The 14,853-nt window shown below is 59.1% G+C and carries 17 protein-coding genes; 5 read left to right on the forward strand and 12 right to left on the reverse strand.

The window, feature by feature from the left end; genetic code table 11:
• The first annotated feature begins 95 nt into the window (after positions 1-95).
• A complete protein-coding gene (locus tag ACLPJJ_RS12005; RefSeq protein WP_443591207.1) occupies positions 96-590 on the forward strand; it encodes a RidA family protein in 495 nt (164 codons plus the stop codon).
• 145 nt (positions 591-735) lie between these two features.
• Here the strand turns inward: ACLPJJ_RS12005 and ACLPJJ_RS12010 are convergent, their stop codons facing one another.
• The 3 genes from ACLPJJ_RS12010 to ACLPJJ_RS12020 all read right to left on the reverse strand — a co-directional run bounded on the left by ACLPJJ_RS12010 (position 736) and on the right by ACLPJJ_RS12020 (position 2,714).
• Positions 736-1,146 carry a transposase gene (locus ACLPJJ_RS12010; protein WP_443591208.1) on the reverse strand — a complete coding sequence of 137 codons (411 nt, stop codon included), beginning with the start codon at positions 1,144-1,146 and terminating at the stop codon, positions 736-738.
• A 224-nt stretch (positions 1,147-1,370) separates the two neighbouring features.
• The gene (locus tag ACLPJJ_RS12015) at positions 1,371-1,787 is read right to left on the reverse strand and encodes an ester cyclase (RefSeq protein WP_443591209.1); all 417 of its coding nucleotides are present in this window, start codon (positions 1,785-1,787) and stop codon (positions 1,371-1,373) included.
• 90 nt (positions 1,788-1,877) lie between these two features.
• Positions 1,878-2,714: an SDR family oxidoreductase gene (locus ACLPJJ_RS12020; RefSeq protein WP_443591210.1), complete on the reverse strand. Its 837-nt coding sequence runs from the start codon at positions 2,712-2,714 to the stop codon at positions 1,878-1,880.
• Between the two features lie 137 nt (positions 2,715-2,851).
• On the opposite strand from ACLPJJ_RS12020, the gene ACLPJJ_RS12025 reads away from it, so the two are divergent.
• Entirely contained in the window at positions 2,852-3,739 is an 888-nt protein-coding gene (locus tag ACLPJJ_RS12025; RefSeq protein WP_443591211.1) for a LysR family transcriptional regulator, read from the forward strand.
• A 243-nt stretch (positions 3,740-3,982) separates the two neighbouring features.
• On the opposite strand, the gene ACLPJJ_RS12030 is transcribed toward ACLPJJ_RS12025, so the two are convergent.
• From ACLPJJ_RS12030 to ACLPJJ_RS12065, 8 genes are all read right to left on the reverse strand, one after another.
• On the reverse strand, positions 3,983-4,477 hold the full coding sequence (locus tag ACLPJJ_RS12030) for a peptide deformylase (protein WP_443591212.1): 495 nt from the start codon (positions 4,475-4,477) through the stop codon (positions 3,983-3,985).
• A 284-nt stretch (positions 4,478-4,761) separates the two neighbouring features.
• Entirely contained in the window at positions 4,762-5,274 is a 513-nt protein-coding gene (locus ACLPJJ_RS12035; protein ID WP_443591213.1) for an NADH-quinone oxidoreductase subunit B family protein, read from the reverse strand.
• Between the two features lie 6 nt (positions 5,275-5,280).
• Positions 5,281-6,711 carry a hydrogenase large subunit gene (locus ACLPJJ_RS12040; protein WP_443591214.1) on the reverse strand — a complete coding sequence of 477 codons (1,431 nt, stop codon included), beginning with the start codon at positions 6,709-6,711 and terminating at the stop codon, positions 5,281-5,283.
• 1 nt (position 6,712) lies between these two features.
• A complete protein-coding gene (locus ACLPJJ_RS12045; protein WP_443591215.1) occupies positions 6,713-8,161 on the reverse strand; it encodes a hydrogenase 4 subunit F in 1,449 nt (482 codons plus the stop codon).
• Complete coding sequence (locus tag ACLPJJ_RS12050) at positions 8,158-8,835, reverse strand: hydrogenase-4 component E (protein WP_443591216.1); 678 nt, start codon at positions 8,833-8,835, stop codon at positions 8,158-8,160. The genes ACLPJJ_RS12045 and ACLPJJ_RS12050 overlap by 4 nt, the downstream gene beginning before the upstream one ends.
• An 8-nt stretch (positions 8,836-8,843) precedes the next feature.
• Positions 8,844-9,800 (reverse strand): respiratory chain complex I subunit 1 family protein, encoded by a 957-nt coding sequence (locus tag ACLPJJ_RS12055; RefSeq protein WP_443591217.1) that lies wholly within the window; start codon positions 9,798-9,800, stop codon positions 8,844-8,846.
• Positions 9,791-11,824, reverse strand: coding sequence for a hydrogenase 4 subunit B (gene hyfB, locus ACLPJJ_RS12060; RefSeq protein ID WP_443591218.1), 2,034 nt, complete (start codon positions 11,822-11,824; stop codon positions 9,791-9,793). Before hyfB ends, ACLPJJ_RS12055 begins: the two co-directional genes overlap by 10 nt.
• Positions 11,821-12,078: a helix-turn-helix domain-containing protein gene (locus ACLPJJ_RS12065; protein WP_443591219.1), complete on the reverse strand. Its 258-nt coding sequence runs from the start codon at positions 12,076-12,078 to the stop codon at positions 11,821-11,823. The genes hyfB and ACLPJJ_RS12065 overlap by 4 nt, the downstream gene beginning before the upstream one ends.
• A gap of 465 nt (positions 12,079-12,543) precedes the next feature.
• Between ACLPJJ_RS12065 and ACLPJJ_RS12070 the strand changes: the two genes are divergently transcribed.
• Positions 12,544-12,744 carry a hypothetical protein gene (locus ACLPJJ_RS12070; RefSeq protein WP_443591220.1) on the forward strand — a complete coding sequence of 67 codons (201 nt, stop codon included), beginning with the start codon at positions 12,544-12,546 and terminating at the stop codon, positions 12,742-12,744.
• Between the two features lie 324 nt (positions 12,745-13,068).
• Here ACLPJJ_RS12070 and ACLPJJ_RS12075 read toward each other — a convergent pair whose 3' ends face one another.
• Positions 13,069-13,293, reverse strand: a complete 225-nt coding sequence (locus ACLPJJ_RS12075; RefSeq protein WP_443591223.1) for a hypothetical protein — start codon at positions 13,291-13,293, stop codon at positions 13,069-13,071.
• 50 nt (positions 13,294-13,343) lie between these two features.
• Between ACLPJJ_RS12075 and ACLPJJ_RS12080 the strand changes: the two genes are divergently transcribed.
• Entirely contained in the window at positions 13,344-13,745 is a 402-nt protein-coding gene (locus ACLPJJ_RS12080; protein ID WP_443591221.1) for a DUF2237 family protein, read from the forward strand.
• Positions 13,746-14,208: 463 nt separating this feature from the next.
• Positions 14,209-14,853, forward strand: a 645-nt coding sequence (locus ACLPJJ_RS12085; protein WP_443591222.1) for an alkaline phosphatase family protein, incomplete at its 3' end; no start/stop codon positions are given.

A 14,853-nucleotide genomic window follows, 5' to 3' on the forward strand; every position in this document is an offset into this window, starting at 1 on the left:
GTCCAGGTATCGACTCCTCTTTTAAAACGAACTAGTATATTTTATGTCAGCATCAAACATATTTTCGTGGCGATCTCAAGCGTTGGGGAATGTGAATGTTTATGTTCAGAATGACTTTGGCTATCGCCTGTCTGACAGCAGTATCGACGGCCAGTCAGGCCCAGCAATCTCCAGCGGTGACCGACGCCTTCAAGAAACAGACGCTGTTCGGCGTCTGGAGCAAGAACATCTTCGCTGATGCGGTCACCGTTAGTGGATCCGCCAAAACCATCTACTTGTCTGGCATGGGCGCCGAGGATGCGAATACCGGAACCATCTTGTATCAGGGTAATTTTCTGGAACAGTGCCGATACTCTTACTCTAAGATCAAAAAAATCCTGGCAACGCAGGGGGGCACGATGGCGGACATCGTCAAGGTTACAACCTACGTTACGGACATGAGGTATAGTCATGACTACAACAAATGCTTCGCCGAGGCGATGAGCGGTGCGATTTTGCCGGCGCATACTTTTGTGAATGTCAGCCAACTTGCATGGCCGGGTATGATGATCGAGGTCGATGCGACCGCTGTCGTTCCGACCAAACAATAAAAAATCAAAGAGCGCTCTAGCAGCCTGCCGGACTTAGGGAACCTCTGCATAGCGTGACCGGATTGCGTTAATTATCATGATTTGCGGTTTTTTGTTTTTGGCTTTCTTGAAGCCCCGATTTTTCTACGATTTTGACGCAGTTATCCTACGCGGTTCGGAGCCTATGCCGCAGGATGTAGAGATTCGTTAGCCCACAGGTTGCGAACAACCGGTTGGCGTTCTTCGCAAGGCCGCGATACCGCACTTTCGTGAACTTGATCACGCCGATCACATGCTCGACGCGTGAGCGCACCTTGGACTTCTTCCGGTTCCTGGCCCGCTCGGCCTCATTCACAACGCCGCGGTGCCGGTAACGCCGGTTGGTGCGGTCGCGCGCCTTGGGGGCCTTCTCCTTGATGATCTCGCCCTGGCCCTGATAGGCTTGATCGCCCCAGGCGTCGCGCTCCTCGCCATGCAGCAGGTCACCCAGTACCGCACTGTCATGCACATTCGCCGCCGTCGCCACCACGGAATGGATGACCTTAGCGCGCCGGTCCACCCCAAAATGCGCCTTCACAAAGCCGACTATATATGCAGGGCTTTAAGCTTTCGCCAAAACCTGGCTAGGCATCAAGTCCTGTGCGTCAATGCGGTTTTACTTAAAGCCTCGCACTCCGCGCTCGGGGGCAGGCGGAAGTTTGGCCTTCCCGGGGGTGTTGTCTGAAAGGGGCCGAAAGCGACTGGTCTGCTCTGAATCGAAAAACGCAGATAGCTGACATTTGGTTTGCCACTGTGCCGTTCTTAGACCGGCAAGGCTCCGATCTGGGTCAGCAGCCCGAACATGTCGGGTGAGGCATACTCTTTGACGATCTGGCCGTTTGTCAGATGGTAGATATTCAACGCCTGCACGGTAATCGGCTTCTCTGTCGGCGGAACGCCCATGAACTGCCCACGGTGCGTCCCGCGCATCGTGAATCGCGCCGCGACCTTATCGCCTTCGGAAATCAACTCTTCCACTGTCCACTGAACATCCGGAAAGCCCCCTCGCATCATCGCGATGATCATAAGATAACCAGCAGGCCCAATCATGGGCTCGGGACGCCCCGGAACGTGAAAGATGGCGTCTGGCGATACGAGTTCATAGGCAAGTTTTTCGCTCGCCGAGTTGATAAACTCTACGAATTTTTTCATGAATTCAACGTTGTTGATGCCTAACATTTCAAATTCCCAAATCACAGTGGATCTCTATTTTGTTTTGATTCTGACTGACTGGCCGGGCGGGCGCCGCCAAGCTTGCCCCATGGGATTTCAGGATGCGATGTCCGTGGTTCGGGACAAAACGTCGTGGTCGCGTATGTCCTTGAGCCGAGCTTCGACCGCAGGGATGACCATCGCAAGACCGTCGCTGCCGCCGACGAACACCTGTGGCGGATTCGCCATGTGGGTGAGTTCGACGAGAGCGTCGCCCAGCTTGTCGGGGCTCCCCGTCTGCTTGCCGTCATAAGGGGACCACATCGCCTCGGCTGGCCCTTCGGAGGCATAGTCGGCGATAGTGCTGTCGGCATATTTGGCATTGCTGGCAGCCAGCAGATCCGTGAGGAAAAAGCCCGGCTCGACAAGAGTGACCTTGACGCCGAACTGCTCTACCTCGGTCGCCGTGGCGAGCGAAAGACCCTCAACCGCAAACTTGGTTGCGCTGTATGCGCTACAATGCTTCAGCCCGACCGCACCGGCCGTAGAACTAATGTTGATGATATGGCCCGCCCGCTGCTTGCGCATCACCGGGAGAACCGCACGCATGACATAGGCGACGCCCCAGAAGTTCGTCGCGAACAGGCGCTCCATCTCAGGGATGCTCAGCTCTTCGAAATTGCCTAGGAGGCTGTAACCCGCATTATTGACCAATACGTCGATGCGGCCAAATCGCTGCACCGCTCTATCAACTGCCGCCTTGGCCTGCGTCTCGTCGGTTACGTCCAGTTGGACAAAGAAAAGGTTTTCGGTCTCGTCGCCGAGAGCCTTGCGCAACTTATCGAGACTTCGGCCCGTTGCGACGACGCGGTCGCCAGCCTTAATCGCCGCCTTGACGGTACCTGCGCCAATTCCGCTGCCTGCACCGGTTACAAACCAGACTTTGCCTATCATTCTGACACCCGTTGCCGTGTTTGCGTTCAGGACAAACGATCGTTTGCCCGTGATTGTCGAAGGCTAAATTAGTCAGTGTCTATCTATGTTATTAGATGCTATTTTTGCCTTAGACTTATAATCAAGGAGCATGAATTGTGCGGGAAATTGTGACGAACTTGGTCGCCTTTTTGGCCGTAGCTCGGGAGCGAAATTTCACACGTGCCGCTGCGCAACTCGGCGTGTCGCAACCGGCGCTCAGTCGAACGGTTCGTGCTCTTGAGGCATGCCTTGGTGTGCGGCTCCTAACGCGCAGCACCCGCAGCGTCGCCCTGACCGAGGCGGGCGAGCGCCTATTTCAAACCGTTGGGCCGCATTTCGATGGGATCGATGCCGGATTAGCCGCCCTGACTGCCATGCGCGAAAAGCCCGCTGGCAGCCTACGCATCACATCGGTCGAACATGCCTCGGACACGATCCTCGCGCCTGCTGTGGTACGGCTCCTGAAGGACTATCCGGATATCCAAGTCGAGATCATCAACGACTACGGCCTAACCGACATAGTGGCCGAGCGATACGATGCGGGCGTGCGTCTCGGTGAACAGGTTGCCAAGGATATGATCGCGCTACGGATTGGGCCTGACTTCCGCCAAGCTCTCATTGGTGCGCCGTCCTACTTTGCACAGCGCCCCCGGCCAGACACGCCCCACGACCTGACTGCTCACGCTTGCATCAACTTGCGACTGCCGACGTCGGGCGGCCTCTGGTCTTGGCCGTTCGCTAAAAACGGGCGCGAGTTGAAGGTGCGGGCTGAGGGGCCGCTGGCATTCAACGCAATATCGTTGATTCTAAACGCCGCGCTGGCCGGTCTCGGTTTGGCGTATCTGCCCGAGGACTTGGTGCAGGAACACGTGGCGGCAGGCCGTCTCGTACGGGTTCTTGCTGACTGGTCGCCACTGATGACCGGCTATCACCTCTACTATCCAAACCGCCAACCAAGCCCGGCCTTCGCCCTGTTGGCTGAGGCGCTACGCTACCGTTCATAATTCTTGAATTCTAAAAACCGTACCCGTGGGAACGGCAGCTTTCTGGTCATCAACCAGGTCGCGGGAACGACTAAAATGGGCGCAAAGCAATCTGGGGGGCGGGGCGGCCTGGATGGGCCGGGAGCGGGCGGGCGGAAAACCATGCCGTCAGTCGTAAGCAGAAATGACCTCTCCGCAGATCAGCCTACGATAAATGGATGGGCGTTGGCCATCGTCTGCCACCTGCGCGTGCGCGGCGGGCAATCAACGATTCCGCTGCTTCTCCCATTTTTTTACCAGCCTGTCGCGCTTCAGGCGTGACAGGCGATGGACCCAGAAAATGCCGTCCAACTGGTCGATCTCGTGCTGTAGGCAGACGGCTAGCAACCCGTCCGCTTCTTCTACTGCCGGGACACCGTCAATATCCTGGTACCTCACACGCACGCGGGCCGGCCGTTCGACTGTCTCGATGGCGCCGGGCATGGAGACGCTGCCTTCCTCATGAGGTTTCAGCTCAGCGGATTGCCAGACGATCTGAGGATTGACGTATATGCGCACCTCGCCCGGTACTAATTCAAGAACGGTAATCCGCCACGATTCGCCGATATGCGGACCTGTGATGCCAACGCCGGGTGCTGCGCGCATGGTGTCAAGGAGGTCACCGGACAAGGCTTTCAGCGCGCCATCGAAGACGGAGACGACCGCCGCGGGCTGCCGTAGACGCGGATTGGGAAATTTCAAGATGTCACGGATGGCCATTGCGTTATATCTAGCCTGAAACCGCTACGGCCTGAAGCCGCCCGGCATGCAAGGTCGCCGAAGCGGCCACGCGGAGCGCTGTTAGTCCTGGAGGGGCCGGGAACTGCCGGTCTGCTTTCTGATGCTTGCTCAAGGAAACCGGACATTCATGTTCAGGGTGTTGCTGCTGGCCCATTGGGCGATACCAATTAGCAGCAGGCTAGGCGAACCAATGCTCTTGAACCGCTAAGGAGGCTTGATCACAACGGATACACTAGAGGCTACGACCAGGCTTACTTTAAATCCTATGAAGTCTCTAATAACATGATCAATCCCTTGAGCAATGTAATGGGATTAGGAGGACAACCGGGAATACGAAGATCGACGGGGATCACATGACTCACCGCGCCAATACAGGCGTCGCTATCTGCAAACATTCCGCCAGTGCAGCCACAATCGCCCACGGCAACAACATAATTCGGCGCCGGCATCGCATCAAAGGTCAGGCGCAGTGCCGCCTCCATATTGCGGGTTACCGGGCCGGTGACCATCAGTACATCGGCATGGCGCGGTGAGGCAACGATTTTTAAACCAAAGCGCTCGAGGTCGTGGAGCGCATTGTTGAGCGCGATGATTTCGAGTTCACAGCCGTTGCACGAGCCGGCATCCACCTCGCGGATCGCGAGAGACCGGCCGAGCCGCCGGCGCGCGGCATGATCCAAAGCATCAGTCAACTTAGTCTTTTCCTGATCCGTTACGATGGGCGGCGCTTCGGTCAGGCTGCCATATAAAATGGCGTCGATCAGGGTTTTGCGCATGGTGGCCTAGAGATCACATCCGGAATAGGAGGCATTGAAGGATTTGTTACAGAGAGGGAAGTCAGCGACGATGTTGCCCTCGATCGCGGCTTCGAGCGCCGGCCAAAGGAACCAGGACGGATCACGCAAATAGGCATTTTCGACACGGCCAGCATTGACGCGGACAGAGGCGAAAACATCGCCGCGGACGCCCTCCACGACAGCGCTTCCCGCGCATGGGTGGAAACTCTCGGGCAACGGAACGCGGAGTGGACTGGAAGGCAGATCGCGGAGTAATGCGTGGATCAGCGCGGAACTCTGGCGGATTTCTTCCACGCGCACGCGCACGCGCGTATCAACGTCTCCTGAATCATGACATGGCACACTGAACTGTAGAGTGTCATAAGGCGCATAGGCCATGTCGTGGCGGGCGTCGAAATTCTGTGCCGACGCGCGGCCGGCATAACCGCCGCAGCCAAGGCGCCGCGCGATCGCGGGATCGAGCCGTCCGGTGCCGACCACGCGATCCTGCAAGGACGCCGTGTTTTCGTAGACTTCGACGAGACGCTCAAATTGGTCGCGCAGAACTGCGGTTTCGCGGGTGATTGCCGCGGCGCCGCCCTCTGCGATGTCGATGGCGACGCCACCGGGGATAATCCGGTCCATCAGCAGCCGATGGCCAAAGCATGACGCGGCAAGGCGCAACACACGCTCACGCAGGACGGCGCCATAAGCGTTCAGCAATGGCAAGCCGCCATCGCTGCAGATAGCGCCAAAATCGCCAAAATGGTTTGCGAGACGCTCCATCTCTGCCATCACACCTCGCAGCGCGCTCGCACGCGGCGGGACTTCCAAGCCAAGTGCCTGCTCGACGGCGCGAGCGAAGGCGAAACCATAGGCAACCGTCGAATCACCAGAGATGCGGCCGGCAAGTTTCGCGGCATGATCGACCGGGGCGCCGCGCATCAATTCGAGCGTGCCCTTATGCGTATAGCCGAGCCGTGCTTCGAGCCGGACGATGGTTTCGCCATTAACGGAAAATCGGAAATGTCCCGGCTCGATCGTACCGGCATGAACCGGTCCGACGGGGATCTGGTGTATGCCCTCGCCGATCACCGGCTTGAATGCATAGGATTGGGTCGCGCGCGATTGCGGCCAGACGCCGTGGTCGAGCCATGGACGCGGGTCAGGCAATCCGCCGGCGGTCAGACCTTGCAGGTCGAAGATGGCCCGCTCCATCAAAATCGCGCCGGGCTGATGCTTGCCAATGGATGGGAAGTGGAGATCGGGCGTGGGCAGGGTGATCACCTCGGCTGAAGCAGCACCTTTGCCCCGTACCGCGAGATGCACGTTGGCGCCTTCATCCCTGCGTTCGCCCCAGATTGCGATGAGAGCCAGTGAGCCTTCAGCAATTTCGGCCGCTGCCGCCTCCCATGTTTTAAGATCGACCAATGTCATCTCAACCCAGCAGTGCCGCCACGTGGGCGAACCAATCATAAAGGAAGGTTGGCAGGGCAAGTCCGACCAGCAGAACGATGCCAAGATGGAGAAAAATCGGGACTGACGACGCCGTCACCGCATGCGAACCAGGGCTTGGTTCACCGAAGCAGAGTTCCGTCATGCGCATCAGCAAGGCACCGAATGCGAGCAGGATACCGAACCCGAGCAGCACAGCCAGAATTGGCGCGCGGGCAAAGGTCGAGGTGATCAATAGAAATTCGGATGTGAAGATGCCGAAAGGCGGCAGTCCCGCGATTGCCGCGACACCGGCCACGAGCGTCCAGCCGAGCAACGGGTGACTCGTGGTCAGCCCCCTGATCTCGGCCATCTGTTGCGTGCCCTTCGCTTGCGCGACATGGCCCACGGAAAAGAAAATCGCCGATTTGGTGAGGCTGTGCATCATCATCTGCAACAGCCCCGCGACATTGCCGAGCGGCCCGCCAATGCCGAAGGCAAAGGCGATGATGCCCATATGCTCGATCGATGAATAAGCAAACATGCGCTTGATGTCGCGCCGCCGGTACAGCATGATTGCCGCGAAAAACAGCGAGATAAGGCCGGTAATCGCCATCAGCACGCCAGGTTCGATTGGCGCCGTGCTGGCTGCGAGTAGCACCTTGAAGCGCAATATCGCGTAGAGCGCGACGTTCAGCAAAAGCCCTGACAGGACCGCCGAAATTGGCGTCGGGCCTTCCGCGTGGGCGTCCGGCAGCCAGGCGTGCATCGGCACGAGCCCGGCCTTCGTGCCATAACCAATCAGCAGAAAAATGAAACCAATGCTCAGCAGGTCAGGATCGAGAGCACCGGCCTGGCGCAACAGGTTGGTCCACTGCATCGCCCCCATGCCGGTGCCGAGCACGGGCTTTGCCGCGAGATAGACCAGGATTGTCCCGAACAGGGCCAAGGCGATGCCGACGCTGCCGAGGATCAGGTATTTCCATGAGGCTTCGATAGAGGCAGGAGTACGGTAGATGCCCACCATCATCACGGTAGAGAGCGTCGCAAGCTCGACGCCGAACCACATCAGGCCGAGATTGTCGGTGACGAGGGCGAGATTCATCCCGACCATCATTACCTGATACATTGCGTGATAGAAGCGCAGGTAACCTGGTGTCAGGTGGCCGATTTCCAGCTCATGGGCGATATAACTCGCGCTGAACAGGCTGGTCGTAAAGCCGACGAAACCGCTCAGGAGCAGGAACACGATATTGAGGTCATCGATCAGGAACAGAGACGTCGGCGGCGGGCGGTGGATCAGCAGCGCGGCGGCGGCGAGCAGCGTTAGCAGGCTCGCCAGAATGTTGATGCGTGCCGCCAGCAGCCAGGACGGCACGACGGCGAGGATCGCTGTCGCGATGGCGGGCACCGCAATGGTAGCGACAACAGCGCCGTCTGCGAGGCTGGTCACCGGAGCCCTCCCCTGAACGCATCAAGCGCCGTGCTATCCACTGTGTCGAATCGCTCACGGATGCGGAACAGGAAGACACCGATCACGATAAAGGCGATCAGGATGGAAAAGGCGACGCTGATTTCGACCACCAGGGGCATTCCCTCGGCACCGGCCGCCGCGAGGATCAAGCCATTTTCCAGGGACATGAATCCGGCGATCTGGCTGACGGCGTTGCGCCGCGTGACCATCATCAACATGCCGAGGAGGATCACGGAGAGGGCCAGCGCCACGTCCTCGCGGGCCAGCGCCTCGGCATGCGCCGCGGTGTGCAGCATGACGACGATCGAAAGCGCGACAAGACCGATCCCGGCCAGCATGGTCTCGCTGATGCCGGCCACGGTTTCCACCTGCTTATGGATTCCCAATTTTGCGACGATCCGGTGCAACGCCAGCGGGATCACCATGGCTTTGAACCCTAACGCCAGTGCCGCCGTGATGTAGAGCTCAGGTGCGTCCTGGATATAAGCCTGCCAGGCGACCGCGAAGCCGAGCGTGGCGGCATGCAGGGCGAGCACGTTGATGACAGAAGAAATCCGATCCTGATACATCATCATGAAGCTGACCATAACCAGCGCGCCGGCGAGAACATTCGCAATGCTGAGCGACATTGCCGGCGGGATCAGGGATGCCATCGTATTTGTCATAGGGGCGCCGATACGAAGATGAGGAGTGTTCCAAGCACGGCGAGCATGAACGCCGCCCCGACGAAATTCGGTACGCGAAACACCCGCATTTTAGCCAAACTCATTTCGAATAGGGCAAGTAGGGCCGCACCGGCCGCCAGCTTAGCGATGTAGGCGATGGCACCGATCGTGAGCGCGCCGGCCCCCGCACCCATTGGCGCGATTCCGAATGGTATGAAAATGCAGGCAATCAGTGAGATGTAGAGCAACAGCCGTAGGGCGTTGGCAAGTTCGACCAGGGCGAGGTGACGGCCGGAATATTCTAGCACCATCGCCTCGTGCACCATCGTCAATTCGAGATGAGTCGCGGGATTGTCGACCGGAAAACGCCCGGTCTCCGCAAGGGCGACGATAACCAGCGCGACCAAGGCAAGTGCTAGCGACAGGCGCAGCCCCGCTTCCCCCGAATGCATGAATTCGGCGATGGCCGATAATTGGCTCGTTCCCGCGACTAGCGCGACCGTGAAGACCATCATCAGCATCGCCGGTTCGGCGAGCGAGGCGATCATCGCCTCGCGGCTGGCGCCGAGCCCGCCGAACGCGGTGCCAACGTCAAGAGCCGCGAGCATCTGGACGAACCGCGCGCTGCCCAGCAGGGCGACAATCACGATCAGATCGCCAGACCAGGAAAACAGCAAATTGGTCCCGAAGCTAGGCACCAGCGAGGCAGCCACCCAGGTTGCGGCAAAGATAAGATAAGGGAAAACCCGGAACAGCCAGGAAGCGTCGGTTGCCACGATTGCGTCCTTGGCGATGAGCTTGGCGAGATCGCGATAAACCTGGAGCAGCGGCGGCCCGGCGCGCCGCTGTAGACGGGCCTTCAGCTTGCGGACGAACCCCGTTAGGAGCGGCGTCAGGGCAAGCACCAGCACCATTTGCGCAAGCTGTAGGGCAAGCTGAGCGATCAACTCCATAATGCGACCAAAATGAGCAGGAAAATAAGCGCCATGAACACGAAGCCGAGGTAACGCCGGATCGTGAGGTATTGCAGCCGGTTTGCCCGGTCGGCGACACGGCTGACACCTGCGATCAGCGGTGCGTAGAATGCTGACCACACTGGATCGGCCCAGGTGGAGACGAGCCGTGCCGGCGTCATGTCACCGGGGGCCGGCATGGTCACCGTATCGCGTGCCTGGAACACGAGGTTTGCAAAGACGCGCCGGATTGGCTGCGCGAAGCCGGAGGGCGAATATTGCGTGCTGATCGCGGTTGACGGCGAGGAGGCATCCTCAAGGCCGGCATAACCACAGGCCCAGGACCGTGCGCGGCGGATCACGTGCGAGCCGTAACGGTGCAGCGCAAAGGCGGCGAGGCTGGCGCTCACGGTGATGAAGATGAAGATCAGCAGGGGATTGTAGGAACTTCGGCTGGCGGAGATGGGAATCATGGTCAGCCACGACAGCCCTTCTTGCGAAGGCATGCGCGCACCGAGCAGGGAGTGCGTCACCGGGGCAAGCAGATCGATGACAAAGCCGGGCAACACCCCAACGACCACGCAGAGCACGGCGAAACTGCTCATGGCGAGGCATGAGAACCCGTCGGTCTCTTGCGCGGCGGCCGCGGCGGGGCTGCGCGGCTTGCCCAGATAGGCGAAACCATAAAAACGGACGAAGCACGCGGCGGCGAGGCTTGCGGCGAGTGCCAGCAGCGCGCCGATGGCCGGCACGGCAAGTTTGAGCCCCAGTTGCGGCAGCGCCGGGCTGAGCAGAATGGCCTGTAGGATCAGCCATTCCGAGGCAAAACCGTTGAACGGGGGGAGTGACGCGATCGCCATCGCGGCCACCAGCATGGGTACCGCGCTGATTCTCATGCGATGGATAAGCCCCCCGAGTTGCGAAAGTTTACGTGAGCCTGTCGCATGCTGAATTGCGCCGGCCCCGAAAAACAGGGCGCTCTTGAACAGCGCATGGTTAAAGGCATGGAACAGGGCTGCGGTCAGCGCCAGGGCCGAGGCAGCCATGAGTCCGTCCGCCTTGAATGCCAGTGCCAAGCCGAGTCCCGCAAAGATCAGCCCGACATTTTCGATCGTGCTGTAGGCGAGGATGGTTTTGATGTCCTCTTCCATCATTGCGTAAAGCACGCCGAGGGCGGCCGTGACGCCACCCACGATCAACACAATCAGACCCCACCACCAGGCGGCCGGACCAGCGAGATCGAACACGATGCGGATGAAGGCGTAAATGGCGACTTTTGTCATTACCCCGCTCATCAACGCCGAAATGTGACCGGGGGCGGCGGGGTGTGCGCGCGGCAGCCACACATGCAGCGGCACCAGCCCTGCTTTCGACCCTGCGCCGACCAGTGCCAGGAACATCACGGTGGCGCTGATCCAGGATGAGGGATGCGCCGCCCGCATGGAGGCGAAGTCATAATGGCCCTGAGCACTAGCCATCAGCCCGAAGGCCAGCAGAAGCACAAGCGTGCCGGCGTTCGCCATCAGCAGGTAGACGATCCCGGCGCCACGGGTCTCCGCCTCTTTATGATGCGCCATCACCAGCGCCCAGGATGCCAGCGACATGAACTCCCAAAAGATCAGGAAATCATAGGCGTCCGCCGCGATGAGAACGAGATTCATAGCGGCCAGGAAGACCGGAAAGAACGGCAGCACGCGCCACGGCTCGTGCTCGTGCCGGCCATAACCGATGCCATACAAGCTTGCCGCCGCCGCGCCGAGGTTGATGACGACCAAAAAGAGCGAGGATACCGCATCCATGGTGAAATTCATGCCGAGCCAGGGCAGGCCAAAAGGCAGCGCCATCGATGGCCGCGGTATGAACCCGAAGACGAGCTGAAGCAGTGCGGCCATGAGCGCCACCCCCGCGACTGCGAACGACCCGCCATAGACGATTACCCGTGTAGACTTATTGTGCCCCCAAATGGTGCCAATGCCACCGAGCACGATCCAGGTCAGCACACAGAGCAGGACGACCGGCGTCATGATCCGCCATTCTTCAGCCGGACGCCCCGCCCGCCGGAGGCATCCGATACTTCGCCTGGGCGCACCAAAATAAGCCCGGCCCGATCCAGTGCTTCGAGCAATTTCATCAGGGAATCGACGTTGCTGCGGATGACGCCCTCGCTGCCCTCCATTCGCTGGATCGTCGGCAGCGACAATCCCGAGAGTTCGGCAAGCTCCCTTTGGTCGATGCCAAGAAGCGCCCTGGCGGCTTTTAGTTGCCCAGATGTAATCATATTTTATACATCACAAGAAATGTTTTAGACATCTAAATCAAATCCAGAAAATGGATATATGCTATTTTTCCAGTGCGGCATTGTAATATTTGAATTTGGCAGGACTCGGGTCATGTCATATGCTTGTCAAACCTTTGTCGAAAATATTGTCTAACTATCCGCAATGATCGCTCACGAGGACCGACGGTGAAGTTGTAAGGTTTTTGGACGCGATCGGCGCCGACGGATAGGGTGATTTGCCGGAGATGTGCCGCGGGTCATTCCAAGTATAAGGCTTGCCCGGAAGCTTCCGGGGCGGCTTGTTGTGATGCCGGTGCCGATTAACTTTCGAGACTATGGTTGCGGCATATGAACGATGGAGAACCTTGGAGGAAGAAGGGGTTCTCTCACAAATCTTTTGGGTATTGCAGGTAACTGTTGTCAATTAAGCAAAATTAAAACGAGTTTTTTCCAGGAGGAGATGTAATGTCGCCCATGCAAAAGGATAACTCAGAAAAACCCGGAAAAACGCCAGCGCAATTTGACCCCAGAGATTCCATGCAAAGTCAATCCGGTAGTAAAATGCGGAAAGAGTATGACTTGCATGAAGCGGAGCGCCTTGGTGTGCTGATGCGTGATATCTTCAACGATATCCGGCAAAGGTGCCGTGAACTGTTCCGCTCATAGCAAGACATTGAGTGCGCCTCTCAACTCATGGCTCCACCCTCGATGTAGTTTTTTTAAGTGGCGTCCAATGCCGCGTAAATTCTACAGCCAGCCCCGTTAAAAACGGGGGGATTGCCGCCGGCCAGTAATCTTGTCGACGTTTATCTGAATGTTGCAAGCCAGCCCGAGGCTTTCAGCTTGCTGATTGGATCAGCCCCGCTGTTGCCGGCCGCCGGCGCCAGAGGTTTTGGTGTGGCCGCCACCGCCAGCCGCTTTGAAAGGCGCGGCGCCGGCCACACCAAAAAGCACCCCAGCCACCATGCATGTGTGGATGGCCCGTGGGGTTCAAGTCGTTGAGGCAGGATCTGGTCTGGATTCGAATGCGGTCATGTGTACGGCCTTTGACGCGGCGACATGGCCGCTGGCCCAGATAATCCGGGCCATCTTGTTGGCCAGAGCCACCGCCGCGAGCTTGCGCGGCTTGCGCTCCAGCAATTGTAACAGCCATGCCGAGGCAGATTTACTGCCTGGTTTGGCGAAGCGAATGACGGACGTCGCATGAGGAACCATATGTCGTGGCGGCCGTCAGCTGACGGCGATTGGGCTCAAGGAGAAATAGAATGCCATTGGATACCAGCGGCGGTGGACGACGGCAAAAATCGTTAAACGTGCTGGGTACCGTGCTGGAACCCTGTTCGTATAACCCGATCACCGGGTTCTACCGTGACGGATGTTGTGCCACCGGGCCGGAGGACGCCGGTAGCCATACGGTTTGCGTTGAGATGACGGCAGAGTTCCTGGCGTTCAGCAAGGCGCAGGGGAATGATCTCTGCACCCCCAGGCCGGAATTCGGGTTTGCCGGCCTGAAGGCGGGTGACCGGTGGTGCCTATGCGCACCGCGCTGGCAGGAGGCGTTCCTTGCAGGGGCCGCACCACGTGTTTTTCTCCGGGCGACAGAGATAGGCGCGCTCCAGTGGTGTAAGCTGGAGGACTTGAAGCAGTTTGCGGTGGATTTGGTGTGAGAAACAGTGAGCCCGGCCTACGGCGGCAGTCCAGGCTTTAATGGAGAAGGCCAGAGGAATTGGTATGAACCGCTAACTGGCAGTGATATGACGGGCTTGCGTCTTTTATCGCATGGCAAAGGACAAGAAAATGGCCAAGGGACAGCAGCGCAGTAATCGTGAGGTTAAGAAACCAAAGGCAAGCAAACTGGTCGTAAACGCCGAGACCGCGACTTCCTTATCAAAGAAAATTTCTACCCCGGCCGCCCCTCCAAAAAAGAAGGGGTAAGAGGGCAAGCGGTCCTCTGTATCCCTGGTGCAGCCGGCCGGTTTGGCTAGAGCGGGCCGGAAGCTGCCCGTCCGCTATAAATCCCGTCCCGGGGCAAAGCGGACCGCCATGAACACTCCATGACGCCGCCACGCCGCTCTGGAGTGGCACTGGGGCTTTGGGGCATAGCAGAGCCGCATACGCCTGGAGGTGCCCATGGTCGAACGCCGCGAATTCCTCAAACTTTCGGCCCTCGCGGCGGGGTTTTCCGCTGCCAGCATCAGCCGCGCGCTGGCGCTGCCTGGCGACCACAAGACCGGCACCCTCGAGGACGTGCAGCACATCGTCGTGCTGATGCAGGAGAACCGCGCCTTCGACCACTATTTTGGCACGCTGCGCGGCGTGCGCGGGTTCAACGACCGCTTCCCCATCCGCCTGCCCGGCGGCAAGCCGGTCTGGTTCCAGCCACGGCAAAAGGCGCCGGGCGAGACGCTCACCCCCTTCCATCTCGACACTTCACGAACTGCTGCGCAGGCAGTGCCCTGGCTCGACCATAGCTGGGGCAAGACCCAGGCCGCGATCAATGGCGGACGGCACGATGCTTGGCCGGCCAACAAGACCGACCTAACCATGGGCCACTACACGCGGGCGGACATCCCGTTCCACTTCGCCCTGGCCGACGCCTTCACCATCTGCGACCATTATTTCTGCGCCGTGCCGGGCCCCACCCATCCCAACCGCATGTTCCTGATGACCGGCACCAACGACCCGACCGGCGCCGGTGGCGGGCCGCTCATCGACAATGCCGATGCCGTGGACATACCCGCGCTCCCGCACTTCACCTGGACGACCTACCCGGAG

Origin of the sequence: Acidocella sp., assembly GCF_052326845.1 — a bacterium.
Taxonomy (GTDB): domain Bacteria; phylum Pseudomonadota; class Alphaproteobacteria; order Acetobacterales; family Acetobacteraceae; genus Acidocella.

What these genes read in the sequence shown, in the direction of transcription:
- ACLPJJ_RS12075 (WP_443591223.1), bottom strand. Translation starts at nt 13,293, where the DNA reads ATGGTTCCTCATGCGACGTCCGTCATTCGCTTCGCCAAACCAGGCAGT.
- ACLPJJ_RS12080 (WP_443591221.1), top strand. Translation starts at nt 13,344, where the DNA reads ATGCCATTGGATACCAGCGGCGGTGGACGACGGCAAAAATCGTTAAAC.
- ACLPJJ_RS12065 (WP_443591219.1), bottom strand. Translation starts at nt 12,078, where the DNA reads ATGATTACATCTGGGCAACTAAAAGCCGCCAGGGCGCTTCTTGGCATC.
- ACLPJJ_RS12055 (WP_443591217.1), bottom strand. Translation starts at nt 9,800, where the DNA reads ATGGAGTTGATCGCTCAGCTTGCCCTACAGCTTGCGCAAATGGTGCTG.
- hyfB (WP_443591218.1), bottom strand. Translation starts at nt 11,824, where the DNA reads ATGACGCCGGTCGTCCTGCTCTGTGTGCTGACCTGGATCGTGCTCGGT.
- ACLPJJ_RS12070 (WP_443591220.1), top strand. Translation starts at nt 12,544, where the DNA reads ATGTCGCCCATGCAAAAGGATAACTCAGAAAAACCCGGAAAAACGCCA.
- ACLPJJ_RS12015 (WP_443591209.1), bottom strand. Translation starts at nt 1,787, where the DNA reads ATGTTAGGCATCAACAACGTTGAATTCATGAAAAAATTCGTAGAGTTT.
- ACLPJJ_RS12005 (WP_443591207.1), top strand. Translation starts at nt 96, where the DNA reads ATGTTTATGTTCAGAATGACTTTGGCTATCGCCTGTCTGACAGCAGTA.
- ACLPJJ_RS12030 (WP_443591212.1), bottom strand. Translation starts at nt 4,477, where the DNA reads ATGGCCATCCGTGACATCTTGAAATTTCCCAATCCGCGTCTACGGCAG.
- ACLPJJ_RS12050 (WP_443591216.1), bottom strand. Translation starts at nt 8,835, where the DNA reads ATGGCATCCCTGATCCCGCCGGCAATGTCGCTCAGCATTGCGAATGTT.
- ACLPJJ_RS12020 (WP_443591210.1), bottom strand. Translation starts at nt 2,714, where the DNA reads ATGATAGGCAAAGTCTGGTTTGTAACCGGTGCAGGCAGCGGAATTGGC.
- ACLPJJ_RS12040 (WP_443591214.1), bottom strand. Translation starts at nt 6,711, where the DNA reads ATGACATTGGTCGATCTTAAAACATGGGAGGCGGCAGCGGCCGAAATT.
- ACLPJJ_RS12035 (WP_443591213.1), bottom strand. Translation starts at nt 5,274, where the DNA reads ATGCGCAAAACCCTGATCGACGCCATTTTATATGGCAGCCTGACCGAA.